We start from the raw sequence: 19,811 nt of genomic DNA, 5'->3' as shown, positions 1-19,811 counted from the left end.
CTTCCCGCATCCGTACTGGTGACGTACATCACTCAATCTAGTCCGTCCGGGGCCCGCGGGCGGGAAAACGGCGCAGCCCGCTCAACCGATCGGTTGAGTGGATTTTCAGCGCGTCCACCGATGTGGGTGTGACCTGACGAAAGGCAGGATCAGGGGAAGAAATTCCCATCCTGAGACCAGAAAGGTCACCCCCTCATCATGTTCCTCGGAATCCGGGAGATCACCCACGCCCGGGGCAGATTCACGCTCATCGGCGCGGTCGTCGGCCTGCTCACCCTGCTGCTGGTGATGCTCACCGGCCTGACGGGCGGACTCGGGGCGCAGAACACGTCCGCCCTCAGCGCACTCGATCCCGACCGTTACGTCTTCGCCTCGCAGGAACCCTCCTTCACCGAATCCACGGTCTCCCCCGCCGACGTGGACGCCTGGGAGGGCGTTGACGGCGTCGACGCCGTCACCCCGGTCGGTTTCACGCAGACCCGGCTGGAGGCCGGGAAGACCTCGGCGGTCGCCGTCGTCGGCTTGCCCGCCGGCCACCGGATCCCCGGCGGCGCCACGGTCCCCGCGGGCGGCGTGGTGCTGTCCGAGTCGTTGGCGGACACCCCCGGCGACGCCGTCCTCCTCGGCGGCCGGGAGGTTCCCGTCGCGGGGACGGCCGCCGACGAGTACCACTCCCACTCCCCCGTCGTCTGGGTGGACACGCAGACCTGGCGGGCGGTGTCGCACGCGCCGGACGACGTCTCGGGCACGGTGCTGGCCGTCGACGGCGGGTTGGACGGGGCGGGGTGGGAGGCGGCGTCGGCAGCCACCGGGATGCGTGCGGAGACCGTCTCCGGCGCCTTCACCGGGTTGGCCTCCCACCAGTCGGAGCAGGGTTCGCTCCGGGCGATGCAGGGCTTCCTGTACGTGATATCCGCCCTGGTCACGGTCTCCTTCCTCACCGTCTGGACGATCCAGCGCACCCGCGACCTGGCCATCCTGCGGGCGCTCGGCGCCTCGCCCCGGTACCTGGGCGCCGACGCCCTGGGCCAGGCGGCGCTCGTCCTCGCCGCGGGCGTCTCCGCCGGAGCGCTGGCCGGCTGGGCACTGGGGACCGCGGCCGGGCAGGCCGTGCCCTTCCTGCTCAGCACCGCGACGGTGCTCTACCCGGCCCTGGGAATCTGGGCGCTCGGCCTCGTCGGCGCCCTGCTGGCCACCCGCCGGGTGGCCGGGATCGACCCGCTCGACGCACTCGGAGGAAACGCATGACGCCGCTGACCCTGGAGAACATCACGCTCACCTACCCGGACGGCGACACATCAGTCACCGCCCTGGACGACGTCTCCTTCACCGCCCGGGCGGGGGAGATGACCGCCGTCGTCGGGGAATCGGGCTCGGGCAAGTCCTCGCTGCTCTCCGTGGCGGCCGGCCTGCTCACGCCCACCTCCGGCCGCGTGCGGGCCGAAGGCGGAACCGGCCTGGTCTTCCAGCAGCCCAACCTGCTCGGCGCCCTCACCGTGCGCGATCAGCTGCTGGTCACCGATCACATCCGCGGGCTGCGTGGCCGGGCCCTGCGCCGGAGGGCGGGGCACGCCGATCAGCTGCTGGCCCGCGTCGGGCTGGCCGGTTTCGGCCACCGCCGGATGGGGCAGCTCTCCGGCGGCCAGCGCCAGCGCGTCAACATCGCCCGCGCCCTCATGGGCTCGCCGGCGGTCCTGCTGGCCGATGAGCCGACGTCGGCGCTCGACACGGTTCTGGCGCGGGAGATCGTGGGGCTGCTGGCCGGCGTCACCCGGGACGCCGGCGCCGCGACTGTCATGGTCACCCACGACCGTTCGTTGCTCGACTCCTTCGACCGGGTGGTGGAGATGCGTGACGGGCGGATCACGGAAGCGCAGCCCGCCCGGCGATAATGGCGGGCATGACCTCACTGCGGGAGCTACGGGCCCGGCGGCTCATCGCGCAGGGGCTCTCATCCCCCGCACGCGGCGCCGCGGAGGCGGCCCGCTGGATGCTCGCGCTGCAGGGGCAAACGTACCCGGCGGGTATCCGGGCGTTGTCCCTGCGTGGTCCGCGTGACGACGCCGCCGTGCTCGCCGCCGTCGACGCCCACGAGATCGTGCGCGCCTGGCCGCAGCGCGGCACGCTGCATTTCCTCGCGGCGGAGGACGTCCGGTGGCTCATGCGGTTGTGCAACCCGCGGGTGGCCCGGGCGCAGGCGCGGCGCCGCCCCCGGCTGGGGCTGGATGAGCGGCAGGTCGAGGTGGCCCGGGAGGCGTTGCACGCCGAGTTGCTGCTCCGTGAGCTGCATGAACCCCTGACCCGGCCGCAGGCCTACGAGGTGTTCGCCGCGGCGGGGGTCGACCCGGGCGACGGTCGGGGTCCGCATCTGCTGCGCGCCTTCGGCGGTGAGGGCGAGGTGGTGCAGGGGCCGAAAGCGGGCGCCGTGGAGACGTTCGTCCACGTGGCGCAGCTGCCCGTGACGCAGCGTGAGCTCGAGGGGGATGAGGCGCTGGCGGAGCTGGGTACCCGGTACCTGCACTCCCACGGGCCGGCCTCGGTGAAGGACCTCGTGTGGTGGGCGGGCCTGACCGTCGCGCAGGCGAGGAAGGCGGTGGCTCTGGCGCGCGACGTGGTGCCCCTGACCGTCGACGGGGAGGAGTACTGGATGGGGCAGTGGCAGGAGGGTGTCGGGAAGCAGGAGCTGGACGCGGCGTTGGCGGCGACGCACGAGCTGCCCGCCTTCGACGAGATCCTGCTGGGCTACGGCGACAAGTCGCTCGTCCTGCCTGAGCGACTGCGTCCGGAGGTGCTGACGAAGAACGGCCTGAGCTGGCCGTTCATCATGTCGGACGGGGTGGTCACGGGGCGGGCGGAGCCGTGAATCGGCGAAGCGCCGGGAACCCGCGGCTTCCCGGCGCTTCACCTGGGGGAACTACTTGCCCCAGTTGGCGTAAGTGGTGTTCACCTTTTCCACGAGGGTGAGCACGTCGTAGGAGGCGACGAGCTCGTCGTTCTGGTTGAACAGCTGCGCGTCCCAGCAGACCTCGCCGTAGGCGTCGGTGACGCGCGGGGTGATGCGCTTGGCGGTCAGCTCGATGCGGACGGAGTCGTCGTAGGTGACCGGGGTGATGAAGCGGAGGTTCTCCAGGCCGTAGTTGGCCAGGACCGGGCCCGGAGCGGGCTCGACGAACAGTCCCGCGGCCCAGGAGACCAGCAGGTAACCGTGGGCGACGCGGCGCGGGAAGAACGGGTTGGCGGTCGCGGCCTCCTCGTCGACGTGGGCGTAGAAGGTGTCGCCGGTCTTCTCGGCGAACTCCAGGATCTCCTCGATGGAGACGTGGCGCAGGTCGGAGGCGAACTGGTCGCCGACCTTCAGGCTCGCGAGGTCCTTGCGGAAGGGGTGATCGGCGGCACCGGCGTCCACGTCGGCGCGCGTGACCTTGTTGACCTTGGCGCCGCGGACCCATTCGCCGGTGATGGCGGTGAGGTGGTCCGGGGTGCCCTGGATGGCGGTGCGCTGCATGTAGTGCTTGACGCCGCGGATGCCGCCGAGCTCCTCGCCGCCGCCCGCGCGGCCGGGGCCGCCGTGCACGAGGTGGGGGAGGGGGGAGCCGTGGCCGGTGGAGGTCTTCGCGTCGTCGCGGTCCAGGAAGTGCAGGCGGCCGTGGTACGCGCCGATGGAGTGCGCGTAGGTGGCGGCGAGCTCCGGGTCGTGGGTGATCACGGAGGCGACCAGGGAACCGCGGCCGCGGGCGGCCAGGCGGATGGCGTCCTCGGTGTCGGTGTATCCGATGACGGAGACGACCGGGCCGAAGGCCTCGACGTCGTGGACGGCGTCGGCGTCCGCGTCCTCGAAGGTGAGGACGGTCGGGGCGAAGAATGCGCCCTCGAGCTGGTCGGCGCCGCCGGTGACGACCTTGCCGCCGGCGGCGATGAGCTTCTCGACGGCCGAGGCGACGTCCTCGCGCTGCTCCACGGAAACCAGCGGGCCCATGGTGGCGCCCGGGTCGCGCGGGTCGCCCGGGACGATCTTGGCGGCGAGGCGCTCGGTGAGGGCGGATGCGACGGTGTCGACCATTCCGGCGGGCACGATGGCGCGGCGGATGGCGGTGCACTTCTGGCCGGCCTTGGCGGTCATCTCCACGAACACGGCCTTGATGAAGGCCTCGAACTCGGGGGAGTCGACGGTGACGTCCTCGCCGAGGATCGCGGCGTTGAGGGAGTCCGCCTCGGCCGTGAAGCGCACGCCGTTGACCAGGACGTTCTCGTGGGAGCGCAGGGTGGCGGCGGTGGCGGCGGAACCGGTGAAGGCGACGTGGTCGCGGTGGTCCAGGTGGTCGAGGAGGTCGCGGGCGGAGCCGGAGATGAGCTGGATGGAACCCTCGGGCAGGATGCCCGACTCGACCATGAGGCGCACGCACCCGGCGGTGACGTAGCCGGAGGGGGTCGCCGGCTTCACCAGGGTGGGCATGCCCGCGATGAAGGAGGGGGCGAACTTCTCCAGCATGCCCCAGACGGGGAAGTTGAAGGCGTTGATCTGCACCGCGACGCCGGGCATCGTGGTGTAGATGTGGGTGCCCAGGAAGCTCGAGTCGCGGGAGAGGACCTCGGTGGGGCCGTCCACGATGACGTGCCCGTTGGGCAGCTCGCGGCGGCCCTTGGAGGAGTAGGTGAACAGGGTGGAGATGCCGCCGTCGATGTCGACGCCGTTGTCGCGCTTGGTGGCGCCGGCGCGGTAGGCGAGCTCGTAGAGCTCCTCCTTGTGCTCGTCCAGGTAGATCGCCAGTTCCTTGAGCTTGAGGGAGCGCTCATGGATGGTCAGCTCGCGGAGGTTGCGCTGGCCGGTGCTGCGGGCGTAGTCGATGGCGCCGGCCAGGTCGAGGCCTTCGGTGGAGACGGTGGCGATGATCTCGCCGGTGGATGAGTCGGCGACCTCGGTGACTCGGGAGGGGTTGTCGGGGGTGACCCAGGCGCCGGAGAGGTAGCTGGGGACGAGGGTGTCGATGAGGGTGGACATCGGGAGCCTTTCCTGAAACATTTAGTAACCGAACGGACGGTCAGTATTTCTGGCCAGTATAATCAAGATCACATTTTCCGCCACCCCCCACGAGGAGAAATTATGACGCCCTGGACAATTGAGCTCGGTGAACTCGACCGCAAGATGGGTGTGGAGGTGCTCGAGCAGTCGCCCGAACGGGTGGTGGCGACCATGCCGGTGGACGGAAACCGTCAGTCGTTGGGTCTCCTGCACGGTGGCGCGATGGTCGCGATCGCCGAGGCGGTGGGTTCCTGGGCGGCGGTCATCCACGCCTCGACGATGGGGAAGGTGGCCGTCGGTGTGGACATCAACGCCACCCACCACGCTTCGGGACGGACCGGGCTGGTCACCGCCACCGCCACCGCCATCCGGCTGGGACGGACACTGACCAGCCACGAGGTGATCGTCACCGACGAGGACGGCAGGCGCCTGTGCACGGCGCGGATCACCAACGCGATTATCGAGAAGCGCTAGCTGTAGTTGTAGAAGCCCTGGCCGGACTTCCGGCCCAGCTCGCCGCGCTCGACCATGTCGCGCATGAGCTGCGGTGGGGCGAAGCGCTCGCCCAGGGTGGATTCGAGGTACTCGGCGATGCCGAGGCGGACGTCGAGGCCGACGATGTCGGTGAGCGCCAGCGGGCCGACCGGGAACTTGTAGCCCAGCACCATGGCGTTGTCGATGTCCTGCGGGCTGGCGACGCCTTCCTCGACCATGCGGATCGCCTCCAGCGCGATGGCCACGCCGAGGCGGGAGGACGCGAAGCCGGGGGCGTCCTTCACGACGATGGGCGTCTTGCCCAGGCCCTCGACCCAGCCCTTGGCCTGCTCCACGAGCTCGGCCGGGGTGGAGTCCGCGATGACGATCTCCACCAGCTTCGACGCCGGCACCGGGTTGAAGAAGTGCAGGCCGATGACGTCGTTGCGCACGGTGACTGCCAGGTCGGAGACCGAGAGGGAGGACGTGTTCGTGGCGATGACCGCGTCCGGGGCGTTCTCCTCGATCTTCCGGAAGGAGGCGACCTTGAGGTCCATGGACTCCGGCACAGCCTCCACGACCAGCGGCAGCCCGGCGAAGGCCGCGGCGTCGGTGGTGACGGTCAGACGCCCCAGCCATTCCTCGGCTGTGCCCTCGGCCCCGCGCTTGATGGAGCCTTCGACGTCGTTGGTGATCCGTTCCTGGGCGGCCGCGATGGCCGCGTCGTTGATGTCGACGACGGTCACCTCCGCGCCGGCGGCGAGGAAGGAGTGGGCGATTCCGGCGCCCATCCGGCCACCGCCGAGGACACCGACTTTCTGGGGGACGTTCATGTTGGGTTCCTTATTTCTTCTTGCGGTCGAGGAATGCCTGCATGCGGTCGAACTTGGCGTCCGACTCGAAGAGGATGGCCTGGGCGATGTTGTCGACGGCCGGGTGGGCCGCCGCCGGCATCGCCATGACCTGCTTGCTGATGCGCACCGCCAGCGGGTCGAGGGCGGCGATGCGGTCGGCGAGGGCGTGGGCGGTGTCGAGAAGCTCTCCGGGGGAGGCCAGCTCCGTGACCAGATGCACGTCGTGAGCCTGGTTGCCGTCGAGGACGCGGCCGGCGAGGAGGATCTCCTTCGCGATCGCCTCACCCACCAGCGCCTTGAGACGCCACAGGCCGCCGGCCGCGGCGATGATGCCGAGGTTCGCCTCCGGCTGGCCGAACTTCGCGCCCGGGGTGGCGATGCGGAAGTCCGCGGCCAGCGCGAGCTCCAGCCCGCCGCCGAGGGCGTAGCCGTCGACAGCGGCGATGACGGGGGAGGGCAGCTGGGAGATGCGGTGGAAGATCGTGTTGTTGATGCCCCGCAGGGCATCCTCGCGGCGGCGTTCGCGCAGCTGGGAGATGTCCGCCCCGGAGACGAAGATGCCCTTGCCGTTGATCTGGCAGCCGGTGACGATCAGGATCTTCGGTTCGCGCTCGAGGTACGCGCAGACCGCGTGCAGCTCCTCGACCATCTGGTCGTCGATGGCGTTGCGGACCTCCGGCCGGGTGAGCTCGACCAGGAGCCGGTCCCCGGTCTCGGTGACGGTCATCGCCTGGAAATTCTCGAACATGGTGCTAGACCCTCTCGATCGCGATGGCGGAGCCCTGGCCGACGCCGATGCACAGCGTCGCGACGCCGCGCTGCCCGCCCTCCTGCTCCAGCCGGTTGAGCAGAGTGATGGTGATGCGCGAACCGGAGGATCCCAGCGGGTGGCCGAGCGCGATGGCCCCGCCCCACGCGTTGACCTTGTTGTGGTCCAGGCCCAGCTCGCGGATGGAGGCCAGCGACTGGGTGGCGAAGGCCTCGTTGAGCTCCACCGCGTCCAGGCTGCCGATGTTCCAGCCCGCGCGCTCCAGCACCTTGCGGGTGGCCGGAATCGGGCCCAGGCCCATGACCTCGGGCGCGAGGCCGGCGTTGGCGTTGGCGACCACCCGGGCGCGGGGCTGGAGGCCGTACTTCTCGACGGCCTCCTCGGACGCCACGATGATCGCGGAGGCGCCGTCGTTGAGGGTGGAGGAGTTGCCGGCGGTGACGACCTCGCCTCCGGCCACGACCGGGCGAAGCTTCGCCAGCACCTCGGTGGTGGTGCCGGGGCGCGGCCCCTCGTCGGTGTCGACGACCGTGACGTTGCCCTTCCGGTCGGTGATCTCGACCGGCACGATCTCGGCGGCGAAGTTTCCCGCCTCGATCGCGGCGACGGCCCGGCGCTGGGACTCGGCGGCGAAAGCGTCGGCGTCGGCGCGCGAGATGTCGCAGACCCGCGCGACCTCTTCGGCGGTCTCCGGCATGGAGTAGGTCATCTTCTCCTGCGCGGCGAACACGGGGTTGGTGAAGCGCCAGCCGATGGAGGTGTCGAAGGTCTCGCCCGGCTTCGCGAAAGCCGAGGTCGGCTTCGCCATGACCCACGGCGCGCGCGACATGGACTCCACTCCGCCGGCGACGACGACGTCGGCCTGGCCGGATTCGACCATTGCGGTGGCCATGGCGATGGCGGACATGCCGGAGGCGCAGAGCCGGTTGACGGTGATGCCGGGGACGGTGTCGGGGTAGCCCGCGAGCAGCCAGGCCATGCGGGCGACGTTGCGGTTTTCCTCACCGGCTCCGTTGGCGTTGCCGAGGATGACCTCGTCGACGGCCGCAGGGTCGATGCCGGCGTCCTCGATGACCGCCTTGATGGTCAGGGCGGCGAGGTCGTCGGGGCGGACGGACGACAGTGCGCCGCCGTATCGGCCGACCGGGGTGCGGCGGCCGGACACCAGGTACGCAGTGGTCACTGGGCTGCTCCTTTTCTGTGGGGTGGGTGGGCTAGCTGCCCTGGAAGACGGGGGTGCGTTTTTCGTTGAAGGCCGCGAAGCCCTCGGCGTAGTCCGCGCTCGAACACAGCTCGCCCTGGGCGATGTTCTCGTTCGAGACCGACTCCCAGAGGCCGTGCCCGTTGTCGCGGACGTCGTGGACCAGGCTACGGCTGGTGAGGAACGCGCGGGTGGCGCCAGCGGCGGCGCGGCGGGCCTTCTCCCTGGTGAACTCGAGCAGTTCCCCGGCCGGCAGCGAGCGGGAGAACAGCCCCGCGCGCACAGCCTCCTCGCCGCTGATCAAGTCGCCGGTGACGATGAGGTCCATCGCCCGGTGTGCCCCCAGACGCTCGACGAACAGGGCGTGCCCGCCGGAGTCCAGGGTCGCACCGAGGTTGGCGAAGGGGGAACCGAACTTCGCGTCCTCCGCGACGTAGACGATGTCGGTGGCGATGGCCAGGCCCAGGCCCACTCCCAGGCAGACGCCCTGTACAGCGGCGAAAGTGGGGGCGGGGAAGGCGCTCATCTGCTGGAGCACCGGGGTGACCTTGTTGGCCAGGTAGTCGGTGGCGTCATCGTCGGCCGGGTTGAGACCCTTGATGTTGCGTCCGGCGGAGAAGCCGCGGCCCTCGCCGCGCAGGAGGAGGGCGCGCACGCCGCGGTCGGCGGCCTCGGTGTAGGCGTCCGAGAGTTCCTGCAGGTCGGATTCGGTCAGCGAGTTCATCGCCTTGGGGTTGTTGAGCACAACCTCGGCGACGTTGTCCTCGATGTGGAGATCGATCATGCCGGCTTCCTTTATGCGTCGTAGTCGACGGTGATGGAGTCACCGGTGGGTCGGGTCTGGCAGGTCAGGACGTAGCCCTTGGCCACCTCGTCCGCCTCCAGCGCGTAGTTCTCGTCCATCTTGAAGTCGCCCTCGACGACCTTGGCGCGGCAGGTGCCGCACACGCCGCCGGCGCAGGCGAAGGGGACGTCCGGACGCGCGCGCAGGGCGGCGTTGAGGATCGTCTCGTTCGCGGACTGCGGGGACTCGATGGAGCCGGAGAGGCCGTCGAGCGTGAACGCGATGGTGACGTTCTTGCCGTTCGGATCGGCCACGACGGCGCGGCCGGTGTTGCCCTGCTGCGGGCCGTCGGAGGGCTTGCCGGTGGAGAAGAGCTCGAAGCGGACCTTGTCGCTCTCGACTCCCCGCTCGGAGAGCTCGTCGCGCACCAGCTGGACCAGCTCGAAGGGGCCGCAGAGGAACCACTCGTCGGTGTTCTCGGTCTGGACGACCTTGTCCAGCAGGAGGGAGAGCTTCTCGTCGTCGATGCGGCCGGAGAACAGCGGGTTGACGCGCTGTTCGCGGGAGAGCACGTGGTGGACCGCGAAGCGGGTGGGGTACTTGTCCTTGAGGTCGCCGATCTCCTCGGCAAACATCACGTCGCCACCGCCCTTGTTGGCGTAGACCACCTCGAAGCTGGCCTTCGGCAGGGAGGAGAGCAGCGCCTGGGCGATGGACATGATCGGGGTGATGCCGGAACCGGCCGCGATGGCCACGAGGTGCGGGGCGTCGCCGACGTCGCCGAACCCTTCCTCGACGAGCGCCTTCGCGTCGTTGAGAGAGGTGACGTGCACACGGGAGGTGAACGCACCCTGGGGGTTCATCACGTCGATGACGGTGCCGGGCTGCAGAGTGTCGTTGGCCCAGGTGGAGAAGACACCGCCGAGGTCGCGCTTGATGGCGACGCGGATGACGCCGGGGCGCGGGATGTCGCAGATGGAGTAGGAGCGGCGCACCTCCTGGCCCTCGATGTCGGCGCGCAGGGCGACGTACTGGCCGGGGACGTAGTCGTAGTCCTCGCGCAGCTCCTCCGGAACCTCGAAGCTGACTTCGACGGCGTTGTCGGTCAGACGGCGGACCTCGGAGACCTGCAGCGGGTTGAACTTGGCCTTTTGTTTGGTGGGAGCAGTCATCAGTGCACCTTGAAGTAGTCGAAGGGCTCGAGGCAGTCCTCGCAGGAGTACAGCGCCTTGCATGAGGTCGAGCCGAATTGGGCGATATTACGGGTCCGGGTCGAGCCGCAGCGGGGGCACGGAACCGGGGGCGGGGGAGCGAGGGTCAGCGGGATCGGTCCCTGCCGGGTGGGCCGGGAGGAGTGGGTCGGTGGGGCGATGCCGTACTCGCGGAGCTGGTCGCGGCCGAGGTCGGTGATCCAGTCGGTGGTCCAGGCGGGCTGGAGGACCAGGTCGACGCGGGCGGATTCGTAGCCCGCCGCCTCCAGTGCCTCCTTGACCTCACGGGTGATGTGGTCCATGGCCGGGCATCCGGAGTAGGTGGGGGTGATCGTCACCACCGCGGTGCCGTCGATGATGGCGGCGTCGCGGAGAATTCCCAGGTCGGCGATGGAGACGACGGGGATCTCCGGGTCGGGGACGCTGGCGGCGGTGTCCCAGACCAGGGCGTCCGCCGGATTGGTGGGACGCAGGGGATGGGTGGTCACGTCAGACCTCCTTCGGATGAACGGTTGGTTACCAGGTGGCGCCGGGATGCTTGCGGGCGAGAACCTGCAGCTCGGTGAGAATGTAGCCGCGCTGCTCGGAGAAGCGGCCCGTGCGCTGGCCGGACATGGCCTGCGGGGAATCCGGGATGTCCAGGCCGGCGGTGGTGAGCACGTGCGCGATGCGCTCGTCGAACTCGGCGCGCAGGCTCGAGGGGAGGACGGCGATGCCCTGCTCGGCGAGGCGGGTGTGGATGTCCAGGTCCTCGAAGAGCTCGCTGATGTAGGGCCACATGTAGAACAGGCCCTCGCTGATGCGGTGCTTGGACTCCTCGGTGCCCAGCCCGAGACGCAGGGTCCACTGGTTGGCGTGGTCGACGTGGTACTCGACCTCCTTGACGGCCTTGGCCGCGATGGCGGCGAGAGTCTCGTCGGTGGAGTCCATGAGGGCCGTGTACAGGCCGAGCATGTAGTAGGAGGCCAGCAGCTGGCGGGCGATGGTCTGGCCGAAGTCGCCGTTCTCCTGCTCCATGAGGCGGGCGGAGCGGAACTCCTCCTCCTCGCGGAAGTAGGCGAGGTCGTCCTCGGTCTTGCCCCAGGCGGTGCCGGCGTAGGAGTAGAGGAAGCGGGTGTGGCCGATCAGGTCCAGGGCGATGTTGCCGAGGGCGATGTCCTCTTCCATCTCCGGGGCGCGGGAGATCCACCAGCTCAGGCGCTGGCCGAGCATGAGGGCGTCGTCGCCGAGGATCGTGGCGTAGGTCGCGGCGTCCTCGGTGGCCTGTGCGCCGGACTGCAGGATCTCTTCTGCGGTGAGGGAGTCGCCCTGGGTCTGGCGGGTGGCGGAATCAACGGAGGCGAAGTTGCTCACAGGTGAGGCACCCCTTCAGACTTGTCGTAGTAGGTGGCGTGGCGGTAGTTCTTGCCGGACGCCGACTCGAAGAATCCGCCCTTGGAGTCCGGGTCGGAGGAGGTGACGGCCTCGGTGGGGACGACCCACACGGAGGTGCCTTCGTTGCGGCGGGTGTACAGGTCGCGGGCGTTTCGCAGCGCCAGGGTGGCGTCGGGCGCGTGGAGGGAACCGGCGTGGACGTGGGACAGGCCGCGGGAGGATCGGACGAAGACCTCCCACATGGGCCAGTGCTGCTGCTCAGACATATCTGGTGTGCTCCTTATATATGGGGTGGGTTAGGCGATGAGCTGGGAATCCGCGGAGTGGTACTTCTCCGCGTAGGCGGCGGCGGCCTCGCGGACCCAGGCGCCGTCGTCGAATGCCTGGCGACGCCGCTGCATACGCTGCGTGTTGCAGGGGCCCTCGCCGCGGACGACGGACTTGAACTCGGTCCAGTCCAGCTCGCCGAAGTCGTAGTGGCCGCGCTCCTCGTTCCACTTGAGGTCCGGATCCTCGAAGTGGAGGCCGAGGGCCTCCGCCTGGGGGACGATCATGTCGACGAAGCGCTGGCGCAGTTCATCGTTGGAGAAGCGCTTGATCTTCCAGGCCATCGACTGCTGGGAGTTCGGGGAGTCGTCGTCCGGCGGGCCGAACATCTGCAGCGCGGGGCCGTAGAAGCGGTTGATCGCTTCCTGTGCCATCTGCTTCTGGGCGGGCGTTCCGTTGGCCAGCTCGAAGAGGATCTCCCAGCCCTGGCGCTGGTGGAAGGACTCTTCCTTGCACACCCGGACCATGGCCCGGCCGTAGGGGGCGTAGGAGGCGCGGCAGAGGGGGACCTGGTTGGCGATGGCGGCCCCGTCGACGAGCCAGCCGATGGCGCCGATGTCGGCCCAGGTGCGCGCCGGGTAGTTGAAGATCGAGGAGTACTTGGCGGAGCCGTCGAGAAGCTGCTCGACGAGCTTGTCGCGGCCGGTGCGCAGGGTTTCGGCCGCGGAGTAGAGGTAGAGCCCGTGGCCGGCCTCGTCCTGGACCTTGGCGATGAGAATGGCCTTGCGCTTGAGGGAGGGGGCGCGGGTGATCCAGTTGGCCTCCGGCTGCATTCCGATGATCTCGGAGTGCGCGTGCTGGGAGATCTGGCGGGTCAGGGTCCGGCGGTAGGCGGCGGGCATCCAGTCCGTGGGCTCGATGCGGGAATCCTCGGCAATGAGGCGGTCGAAGATCTCCTGCCCGGCCTCGTCGGCGGGGGAGAGCGTTTCGGTCACGGTGGTCATCGGTGATCCTTCGTCTGGGTGAAGTTCGACAACTGTCAACTGTCTCGTCGGCATTTAATTACCGATCGTTCGGTCAGTTTATGTGGACGATGTGATCCATGTCAATGGCGCACGTCACTTTTCTGGCCGGGCATGACTTTTCAGCCCCGGTCAGACCCCCCTCACGGTCCGGGAGGTGCCGCGGAACTCTGCGATGACCTGACCGTTCGAGGTCAGGGTGACGTCGGTGATGCCGTTGCGTCCCCAGGTGCGGCGCTCGACGGCGTGGCCCTCCACCACGTCTCCCGCGCGGGCGGGGGCGATGTAGTGGATGCCCACCTGGGCGGCCACGGCCATGTTTCCGGTGGAGTTGCAGGCGCCCGCGAACAGGGAGTCGGCGAACGTGAAGAGGAATCCGCCCTGGGCGGTGCCGTGGCCGTTGCACATTTCGGGGCGGACGGTGAAGTGTCCGCGGGCCTCGCCGTCGGCGATCTCGGTGATGGTCATGCCGATGCCCTGGGATGCGAGGTCGGCCTCGAACATCGCGCGGACGTGGTCGTAGCGGGGCTCCTGGGCGACGCCGGAGGCGAGGATCTGGCTCATGGTGATGTGCTCCTTGGGGGAAGGGTGCGGGGGCGCGCTGGCGTGCCCCCGAAGGTCATTACCGTCCGTTCGGTCGGTATTGTGGGGAGAGTGTACGTGATCGGAGTCACTCCGGCAGGGAAACAGCTGCCACAATGAGTGATGCGCCGACTCCCGACGGAGGTGCACGACAACGACAGCACAACGACAGTTCCACGCCAGCACAACGCCGCCCGACGCAAGGAGAACCCCATGCCCTCTTCCTCCACCACCGCTGCGACGGCCACCCGCGGCCGGCCCGGTTACACCCGCGAGGATGTCATCCAGATCGCCGTCGAGGAGTTCAACGCGAGGGGCTACGAGGCCACGTCGATGGGGACGCTCGCCGAGCGCCTGGGGCTGAGCAAGTCCGCGATCTACCACCACATCTCGTCGAAGGAGGAGATCCTGGTGGAGGCCACGGACAAGGCGCTGGCGGAGTTGAAGGCGGTGATGGACGCCGCGCTGGCGGAGTCGGATGATCCGCTCGAGCAGCTGCGGCTGCTCGTCGCCGGCACCACGCGTGTGCTGTGCGAGTTCCCCGCCTATGTCCGGCTCCTGCTGCGGCTGCGCGGCAACACCGAGGTCGAGCGCGAGATCATGGCCCGCCGCCGGCTGCTCACCCGGGCGCTGGTGGATGTGGTCGACCGGGCGCAGGCGGAGGGCTCCCTGCGTTCGGATCTGGAGGCGGGAGTGGTCGCCCGGCTCATTTTCGGGATGATCAACTCCATCGTGGAGTGGTACCGGCCGGACGGGAAGTATGCGCCGGAGGACCTCGCCGAGCTCACCCCGCAGATGATCTTCGAGGGGATCGTGAAACCGGGGGTGCGGCGCGGCTGATTGCCGGCACCCGCGTTGACGTGCGTAAATGTGGGAAGAGGGGGTAGTGGGGGCGGCGCAGTCAGGGACGGCGCCGTTTTTCCTCGGAGATAATCTTGCGCACAAAGGAAGCGCGTTGTAACCTCTGTCACATACTTCCTGACCGATTGGTCGGTTAGTAAATGGTTTACACAACACTGCCAACCCACGGTCCCGGTTCCCCAGCCGGTCACGACCGCAGGAAAGGAACACACCCGTGGCTTCCCCGACGGACATCATCTCCACTCTCAACGGTCCGCAGACCAGCATCGAGTACGCCTCCCGCGACGAGATCACCGCGCTGCAGACCGAGCGCATGAAGAACACCCTGCGGCACGCCTACTACAACGTCCCGCACTACAAGAAGGCCTTCGACGAGCAGGGCGTGCACCCGGACGATTTCCGCCAGCTCAGCGACCTCACCCTGTTCCCCTTCACCGACAAGGCGATCCTGCGCTCTGAGTACCCCTTCGGGATGTTCGCGGTGCAGAAGCACCAGATCGCGCGTATCCACGCCTCCTCCGGCACCACGGGCCAGCCCACCGTCGTCGGCTACACGCGCAACGACATCGAGACCTGGGCCACCCTCGTCGCCCGCTCCCTGCGCGCCGGCGGCGTCCGCCCCGGCGACCGCGTCCAGGTGACCTTCGGCTACGGCCTGTTCACCGGCGGACTCGGCCTCCACTACGGCGTGGAGAAGCTCGGCGCCACCGCCATCCCGACCTCCGGCGGCCAGACCGACCGCCAGCTGCAGATCATGCGTGATTTCCAGCCCGACGCGATCGTCGGCACCCCGTCCTACATGCTCAACGTCCTCGACCGCATGCGTGCGGAGGGGATGGACCCCCAGAACACCCCGATGCGTGTGGGTATCTTCGGTGCCGAGCCGTGGACCGAGGGCATGCGCCGCGACCTCGAGGAGGGCTTCGGCCTCGACGCCACCGACATCTACGGCCTGTCCGAGGTCATGGGCCCGGGCGTCGCGCAGGAGTGCATCGAGACCAAGGACGGCCTCACCCTCTGGGAGGACCACTTCTACCCCGAGATCCTCGACCCGAAGACCCTGCAGCCGGTGCCGGACGGGGAGTACGGCGAACTGGTCATCACCCCGCTGACCAAGGAGGCCTTCCCGGTCATCCGCTACCGCACCCACGACATCACCCGCCTCCTGCCGGGCACCGCCCGCTCCATGCGCCGCCTCGACCGCATCAGCGCCCGCAACGACGACATGATCATCCTCCGCGGCGTGAACTGCTTCCCCTCCCAGTTCGAGGAGCTCATCGTCGAGGACAAGAACCTCCGCCCCCGCTACCAGTGCGTCCTGACCAAGCGCGGCCGCATGGACCACCTCACCCTCGTGGTCGAGCACGCCCCGGGCCGCACCCCGGACGAGATCACCAACTCCCAGCTGCACCTCCGCAAGATGATCAAGGACCGCATCGGCGTCTCCGTCGACGTCGACGTGCGCGACCACGTCGACAGCGGTGAAGGCAAGGCCAAGCGGATCGTCGACAACCGCACCTAAGACCCTCCCTACCCCCTTCTTTTTCCTCCCACAGAAAGTCCACCGAGATGAGCAACGACACCCTGGCCCCCGGTACGGCTGTGTCCTCGACGGAACCCACGCCGATCACCCCGGAGCACCGGCGGGTTCTCGCCGGCGCCATGGTCGGCACCACCATCGAGTGGTTCGACTTCTTCATCTACGCCCAGGCGGCGGCGCTGATCTTCGCCACGCAGTTCTTCAACCCCGCATCCAACGACTCCCCAGTGGTCGCTCAGGTCATCGCCTGGGCCTCGCTCGGTATCTCCTTCCTCTTCCGCCCCCTGGGCGCGGTCATCGCCGGCCACCTGGGCGACCGGCTCGGCCGCAAACCAGTCCTGGTGATCACGCTGCTCGGCATGGGCGGCGCGACCGTCGCCATGGGCCTGCTGCCCACCTACGCCGCCATCGGCGTCGCCGCACCGATCATCCTGGTGCTCCTGCGTATCCTCCAGGGACTGTCCGCGGGCGGTGAGTGGGGCGGTGCCGCACTGCTGGCCGTTGAGCACGCACCGACGGGCCGACGCGGCTTCTACGGTGCATTCCCGCAGGTCGGAGTGCCGGCCGGCATGCTCCTGGCCACCCTGTTCATGCTCGTGCTCTCCGCGGCGCTGACCACCGAACAGTTCAACGACTGGGGCTGGCGTGTCCCGTTCGTCTCCTCCCTGGTCCTGATCATCGTCGGCTTCTGGATCCGCCGCCTCGTCGAGGAGTCCCCGGTCTTCTCGGAGCTCGAGGATCTGAAGAAGAAGTCCTCCGCGCCCCTGTCGCTGCTGTTCAAGGGTTACTGGAAGCTGGTCCTCCTCGCCGCCCTGATCTTCGCGGGCGTCAACGCCGCCGGCTACCTCGCCATCGCTTACTTCGTGTCCTACGGCACCCAGGTGATCGGCCACGAGCGCACCACGGTCCTGGGCATCACCTCCCTCGGCGCCATCGCCTGGATCATCTCCACCCTGGTCTTCGGCGCCCTCTCCGACACGATCGGCCGTAAGCAGACCTTCGCGGTGGGTTACGTCGGTTCCATCCTGTGGGCCATCCCCACGTGGCTGCTCATCGACTCCGGCGACGCCTTCCTCTTCGCTCTGGCCGTCGTGATCCTGGGCGTCCTCCTCGGCGCCACCTACGGTCCGCAGTCCGCGCTCTACGCGGAGATGTTCCCGGCGCAGGTCCGCCTGTCGGGCGTCTCCATCGGCTACGCCATCGGTTCGGTCATCGGCGGCGCGTTCGCCCCCATGATCGCGGCCCTGCTTCTCGACGCCACCGGGACCTCCATGTCCATCGGCATCTACATCGCGGTCATCTCGGTCATCTCCCTGATCGCCGTGCTCAACGTTCCGAAGGGCATCCAGGGCAAGTCCCTGCACTAACGCCCGAGAAACTCCGGATGACTCAGCCGTGCCGTGGCCTGCGGCACGGCTCCGGCGATTCTCGACGCCGACGTAGGCGCCGGCCCGTCCGGAGTCTGCGCCGCCAGCCACGCCGCCGTCGAATGGACCTGCACGGCGTCGCAGGCGCCGAGCAGCTCGGTGGGGAACCGTTGCTCGGGCTCCACCGGCATCCTCTCCAACCAGGCGGCCGCCCTGGCCAGCCAGGCCCCCGCAATGCCGGCGAGCACGTCGCCGGAACCGGGGGTCGCGGCCCAGGATGAACCGGCGTCGAAGGCGTACATCCCCAGACGCGTGCCCGGCAGGGCGATGACGGTGTGCCTGCCCTTGAGCAGTACCCCGCAGCCGAACTCGTCGGAGAGGGCGCGCACCGCGCCCAGACGGTCGGCGACGGGATCGGGGACAGCCGCGTCCACCGCGTCGGCGAGCCGGCGGAATTCACCGTCGTGCGGGGTGAGCAGTGTCGACGAGGCCCGTTCGCGCAGCGCGGTGCGCAACGGCGCACTGCGGGCCAGGAGGGTGAGGGCGTCGGCGTCGATGAGCAGCGGTTCCGGGCGGGCGAGCAGCTCGTCCAGCTCCGCCTCCGCGGCCTCGTCCGTGCCGCGGCCCGGGCCCACCACCCAGGCCTGCACCCGGCCGGTTTCGGCCACCGTGTCGGAGATGACCACCTCCGGGACGGCACGGACCACCTCGAGTTTCTGGCCGCCGACGTAGCGCACCATCGCGCTGGTCGCGCGCACCGCACCGGTCGCCGCGAGTAGAGCCGCGCCGGGATATGTGGCGGATCCGGCGCACAGTCCGACGACCCCGCCGGAGTACTTGTCGTCCCCCGGCTCCGGTTCCAGGGGCTCGTTGTTGCTGTAGGCGATCAAAGGACGCAGAAGCGGTGGCCACTCGTAACGCGTGGAGGGGACCGCGCGCAACGCCATGACGTAGCTGGCCTCCCCCCGGATGACCCGGCGCAGCAACTCCTCGCTCAACGTCCGCCCCCGGATACCGATGTCGGCCACCACCACCTCCCCGCAACTCGGGCTCACCGCGTGCGCACGGCGCAGGCAGCCGAAGGTGACGGTGACGTCGGCGGTGACGTGGTGCTCGGGCAGGGCGCCGGTGTCGGCGTCCACCCCCGACGGGACGTCGACGGCGAGCACCGGGATGTTGTGGTGTTCGCGGACCCGTTCCAACCATTCCCCGAAACCCTGGTTCAGGCCCCCCGACCCGCCAATGCCGAGGACGCCGTCGACGACCAGACGATAAGGGCGCAGATCCTCCGGCAGGCCGCCGACGACATGTCCGCCAGCGGTCCGGAACGCCGTGAGGGCGCGTTCGTGGACCCTCCCGCCGCGGCCGAGGAGCACCGCTTCGACGGTGTGGTCCGCCACGAGTTCGGCACCGGCGTAGAGCGCGTCGCCGCCGTTGCCGCCCGCGCCGACGAGCAGCAGAATACGTCGGTCGGTGGCCTGCAGGTGCTGGATGGTCGGGGCCGGCGCGGAGACGATGACACCCGCGGCCGCGGCCACGGCGTGCGCCGCCTGGCGCATGAGTTCGTCGGGGGTCGACTGGGCGTCGAGAAGCACCTGCTCGCAGATGCGGATGAGGTCGACCGGGTAAGCGTGGCTCTGCAGGCTCATGGCCTCCAGGCTAGTCGGCGTCCGGCTGGCAGGCGGGGCACCAGAAGAGGTTGCGGCCCTCCATCACCCGGTGGCTGACGTGCGTGCCGCACAGGTAGCAGGGCAGACCAGCGCGGCGGTAGACGTAGACCTCTCCGCCGTGGTCGTCCTTGCGGGGCTCGCGGCCCATCGCCTCGGGCGTGTGCTCGGGGTGCACGCTGTCGATCCGCCCCGTCCGCACGCCCTCGGCCATCAGCCCCACCAGGTCCAGCCAGATGCTGTCGAACTCCGCCCTCGACAGCCGGTTGCCCGGGCGGAACGGGGAGATACCCAGGCGGAAGAGCGTCTCCGCGCGGTAAATGTTGCCCACGCCGGCGAAGAGCTTCTGATCCATGAGCTGGGAGCCGATGCTCCGCCGGCTGCGCTGGACCCGCGGCCAGAGGGCGGAGGGGTCGGCGTCGCTGCGGAGAGGGTCCTCGCCGGACCTGGCCCGGGTCGCCTCGTATTCTTCCCCGGTGATCAGCCGGCACCACTGCGGGCCCCGCAGGTGGGCGGCTGTGGTGCCGTCGGACAGCCGCAGGCGGATCTGCCCCTCCGCCGACGCCGCGTCCTCGAACTTCAGTTGCCCGATCAGGCCGAGGTGGACGTAGACGATGTGCGCGGGGTGCGGGGCGTCGAAGTCGATGAACAGATGCTTTCCCACGGCCTCCGCACGCTCGATCCGGTGGCCGTCGAGAAGCGTGGCCTCCGCGGCGAACCGGCCCTGCGGTGAGCTGACCTCGAGCTCCCGGCCGGCGAAGATGGAGTTCAACTCGCGGGCGAGACGGTGAATGACATGGCCTTCGGGCATGGGGACA

20 protein-coding genes are annotated in these 19,811 nt (G+C 69.2%); 7 read left to right on the top strand and 13 right to left on the bottom strand.

Annotated features, from left to right (window positions below):
• The first annotated feature begins 198 nt into the window (after window positions 1-198).
• From B840_RS12050 to B840_RS12040, 3 genes are read left to right on the top strand one after another with little or no spacing between them, the layout of a single operon-like run.
• Window positions 199-1,248 carry an ABC transporter permease gene (locus tag B840_RS12050; RefSeq protein WP_042622339.1) on the top strand — a complete coding sequence of 350 codons (1,050 nt, stop codon included), beginning with the start codon at window positions 199-201 and terminating at the stop codon, window positions 1,246-1,248.
• Window positions 1,245-1,892 (top strand): ABC transporter ATP-binding protein, encoded by a 648-nt coding sequence (locus B840_RS12045; RefSeq protein ID WP_042622338.1) that lies wholly within the window; start codon window positions 1,245-1,247, stop codon window positions 1,890-1,892. The genes B840_RS12050 and B840_RS12045 overlap by 4 nt, the downstream gene beginning before the upstream one ends.
• A gap of 8 nt (window positions 1,893-1,900) precedes the next feature.
• Window positions 1,901-2,863 carry a winged helix DNA-binding domain-containing protein gene (locus B840_RS12040; protein WP_229676561.1) on the top strand — a complete coding sequence of 321 codons (963 nt, stop codon included), beginning with the start codon at window positions 1,901-1,903 and terminating at the stop codon, window positions 2,861-2,863.
• Window positions 2,864-2,914: 51 nt separating this feature from the next.
• On the opposite strand, the gene paaZ is transcribed toward B840_RS12040, so the two are convergent.
• The gene (gene paaZ / locus B840_RS12035) at window positions 2,915-4,999 is read right to left on the bottom strand and encodes a phenylacetic acid degradation bifunctional protein PaaZ (RefSeq protein WP_042622336.1); all 2,085 of its coding nucleotides are present in this window, start codon (window positions 4,997-4,999) and stop codon (window positions 2,915-2,917) included.
• A gap of 102 nt (window positions 5,000-5,101) precedes the next feature.
• Between paaZ and B840_RS12030 the strand changes: the two genes are divergently transcribed.
• A complete protein-coding gene (locus tag B840_RS12030) occupies window positions 5,102-5,494 on the top strand; it encodes a PaaI family thioesterase (protein ID WP_042622335.1) in 393 nt (130 codons plus the stop codon).
• Here B840_RS12030 and B840_RS12025 read toward each other — a convergent pair.
• The 10 genes from B840_RS12025 to paaI form a co-directional block, all read right to left on the bottom strand.
• Complete coding sequence (locus B840_RS12025) at window positions 5,491-6,327, bottom strand: 3-hydroxyacyl-CoA dehydrogenase family protein (protein WP_042622334.1); 837 nt, start codon at window positions 6,325-6,327, stop codon at window positions 5,491-5,493. The two genes, B840_RS12030 and B840_RS12025, sit on opposite strands and share 4 nt — an antisense overlap.
• Before the next feature lie 10 nt (window positions 6,328-6,337).
• Window positions 6,338-7,096, bottom strand: a complete 759-nt coding sequence (locus B840_RS12020; protein WP_042622333.1) for an enoyl-CoA hydratase/isomerase family protein — start codon at window positions 7,094-7,096, stop codon at window positions 6,338-6,340.
• A 4-nt stretch (window positions 7,097-7,100) separates the two neighbouring features.
• On the bottom strand, window positions 7,101-8,300 hold the full coding sequence (locus tag B840_RS12015; protein ID WP_042622332.1) for a thiolase family protein: 1,200 nt from the start codon (window positions 8,298-8,300) through the stop codon (window positions 7,101-7,103).
• Window positions 8,301-8,331: 31 nt separating this feature from the next.
• Window positions 8,332-9,102 carry an enoyl-CoA hydratase/isomerase family protein gene (locus B840_RS12010; protein ID WP_042622331.1) on the bottom strand — a complete coding sequence of 257 codons (771 nt, stop codon included), beginning with the start codon at window positions 9,100-9,102 and terminating at the stop codon, window positions 8,332-8,334.
• Between the two features lie 11 nt (window positions 9,103-9,113).
• The gene (paaE, locus tag B840_RS12005) at window positions 9,114-10,274 is read right to left on the bottom strand and encodes a 1,2-phenylacetyl-CoA epoxidase subunit PaaE (RefSeq protein ID WP_042622330.1); all 1,161 of its coding nucleotides are present in this window, start codon (window positions 10,272-10,274) and stop codon (window positions 9,114-9,116) included.
• Window positions 10,274-10,801, bottom strand: coding sequence for a 1,2-phenylacetyl-CoA epoxidase subunit PaaD (paaD, locus tag B840_RS12000; protein WP_229676562.1), 528 nt, complete (start codon window positions 10,799-10,801; stop codon window positions 10,274-10,276). The genes paaE and paaD overlap by 1 nt, the downstream gene beginning before the upstream one ends.
• A gap of 28 nt (window positions 10,802-10,829) precedes the next feature.
• On the bottom strand, window positions 10,830-11,666 hold the full coding sequence (gene paaC, locus B840_RS11995) for a 1,2-phenylacetyl-CoA epoxidase subunit PaaC (protein ID WP_042622328.1): 837 nt from the start codon (window positions 11,664-11,666) through the stop codon (window positions 10,830-10,832).
• Window positions 11,663-11,953, bottom strand: a complete 291-nt coding sequence (gene paaB / locus B840_RS11990; protein ID WP_042622327.1) for a 1,2-phenylacetyl-CoA epoxidase subunit PaaB — start codon at window positions 11,951-11,953, stop codon at window positions 11,663-11,665. The genes paaC and paaB overlap by 4 nt, the downstream gene beginning before the upstream one ends.
• A 30-nt stretch (window positions 11,954-11,983) precedes the next feature.
• Window positions 11,984-12,958 (bottom strand): 1,2-phenylacetyl-CoA epoxidase subunit PaaA, encoded by a 975-nt coding sequence (gene paaA / locus B840_RS11985; RefSeq protein WP_042622326.1) that lies wholly within the window; start codon window positions 12,956-12,958, stop codon window positions 11,984-11,986.
• A gap of 150 nt (window positions 12,959-13,108) precedes the next feature.
• On the bottom strand, window positions 13,109-13,540 hold the full coding sequence (gene paaI / locus B840_RS11980) for a hydroxyphenylacetyl-CoA thioesterase PaaI (RefSeq protein ID WP_042622325.1): 432 nt from the start codon (window positions 13,538-13,540) through the stop codon (window positions 13,109-13,111).
• A 231-nt stretch (window positions 13,541-13,771) separates the two neighbouring features.
• Between paaI and B840_RS11975 the strand changes: the two genes are divergently transcribed.
• The 3 genes from B840_RS11975 (at window position 13,772) to B840_RS11965 (ending at window position 17,326) form a co-directional block, all read left to right on the top strand.
• Entirely contained in the window at window positions 13,772-14,398 is a 627-nt protein-coding gene (locus B840_RS11975) for a TetR/AcrR family transcriptional regulator (protein WP_042622324.1), read from the top strand.
• 235 nt (window positions 14,399-14,633) lie between these two features.
• Window positions 14,634-15,941, top strand: coding sequence for an AMP-binding protein (locus B840_RS11970; RefSeq protein ID WP_042622323.1), 1,308 nt, complete (start codon window positions 14,634-14,636; stop codon window positions 15,939-15,941).
• 47 nt (window positions 15,942-15,988) lie between these two features.
• Entirely contained in the window at window positions 15,989-17,326 is a 1,338-nt protein-coding gene (locus tag B840_RS11965; RefSeq protein ID WP_042622322.1) for an MFS transporter, read from the top strand.
• On the opposite strand, the gene B840_RS11960 is transcribed toward B840_RS11965, so the two are convergent.
• Together B840_RS11960 and B840_RS11955 are read right to left on the bottom strand one after the other, a co-directional pair.
• Window positions 17,323-18,975, bottom strand: a complete 1,653-nt coding sequence (locus B840_RS11960) for a bifunctional ADP-dependent NAD(P)H-hydrate dehydratase/NAD(P)H-hydrate epimerase (RefSeq protein ID WP_042622321.1) — start codon at window positions 18,973-18,975, stop codon at window positions 17,323-17,325. The genes B840_RS11965 and B840_RS11960 overlap by 4 nt on opposite strands.
• 10 nt (window positions 18,976-18,985) lie before the next feature.
• Window positions 18,986-19,804, bottom strand: coding sequence for an Fpg/Nei family DNA glycosylase (locus B840_RS11955; protein WP_042622320.1), 819 nt, complete (start codon window positions 19,802-19,804; stop codon window positions 18,986-18,988).
• Window positions 19,805-19,811 lie beyond the last annotated feature (7 nt).

This window comes from Corynebacterium marinum DSM 44953, from assembly GCF_000835165.1.
Classification (GTDB): Bacteria; Actinomycetota; Actinomycetes; order Mycobacteriales; family Mycobacteriaceae; genus Corynebacterium; species Corynebacterium marinum.
The sequence above is the reverse complement of the archived record's forward strand: the minus strand, read 5'-3'. Positions and strand labels throughout refer to the sequence as shown.

Bases quoted from the DNA above. Each gene is read 5' to 3' on its own strand.
- B840_RS12050 (WP_042622339.1), top strand. From the start codon at position 199: ATGTTCCTCGGAATCCGGGAGATCACCCACGCCCGGGGCAGATTCACG.
- B840_RS12045 (WP_042622338.1), top strand. From the start codon at position 1,245: ATGACGCCGCTGACCCTGGAGAACATCACGCTCACCTACCCGGACGGC.
- B840_RS12040 (WP_229676561.1), top strand. From the start codon at position 1,901: ATGACCTCACTGCGGGAGCTACGGGCCCGGCGGCTCATCGCGCAGGGG.
- paaZ (WP_042622336.1), bottom strand. From the start codon at position 4,999: ATGTCCACCCTCATCGACACCCTCGTCCCCAGCTACCTCTCCGGCGCC.
- B840_RS12030 (WP_042622335.1), top strand. From the start codon at position 5,102: ATGACGCCCTGGACAATTGAGCTCGGTGAACTCGACCGCAAGATGGGT.
- B840_RS12025 (WP_042622334.1), bottom strand. From the start codon at position 6,327: ATGAACGTCCCCCAGAAAGTCGGTGTCCTCGGCGGTGGCCGGATGGGC.
- B840_RS12020 (WP_042622333.1), bottom strand. From the start codon at position 7,096: ATGTTCGAGAATTTCCAGGCGATGACCGTCACCGAGACCGGGGACCGG.
- B840_RS12010 (WP_042622331.1), bottom strand. From the start codon at position 9,102: ATGATCGATCTCCACATCGAGGACAACGTCGCCGAGGTTGTGCTCAAC.
- paaE (WP_042622330.1), bottom strand. From the start codon at position 10,274: ATGACTGCTCCCACCAAACAAAAGGCCAAGTTCAACCCGCTGCAGGTC.
- paaB (WP_042622327.1), bottom strand. From the start codon at position 11,953: ATGTCTGAGCAGCAGCACTGGCCCATGTGGGAGGTCTTCGTCCGATCC.
- paaA (WP_042622326.1), bottom strand. From the start codon at position 12,958: ATGACCACCGTGACCGAAACGCTCTCCCCCGCCGACGAGGCCGGGCAG.
- paaI (WP_042622325.1), bottom strand. From the start codon at position 13,540: ATGAGCCAGATCCTCGCCTCCGGCGTCGCCCAGGAGCCCCGCTACGAC.
- B840_RS11975 (WP_042622324.1), top strand. From the start codon at position 13,772: ATGCCCTCTTCCTCCACCACCGCTGCGACGGCCACCCGCGGCCGGCCC.
- B840_RS11965 (WP_042622322.1), top strand. From the start codon at position 15,989: ATGAGCAACGACACCCTGGCCCCCGGTACGGCTGTGTCCTCGACGGAA.
- B840_RS11960 (WP_042622321.1), bottom strand. From the start codon at position 18,975: ATGAGCCTGCAGAGCCACGCTTACCCGGTCGACCTCATCCGCATCTGC.
- B840_RS11955 (WP_042622320.1), bottom strand. From the start codon at position 19,804: ATGCCCGAAGGCCATGTCATTCACCGTCTCGCCCGCGAGTTGAACTCC.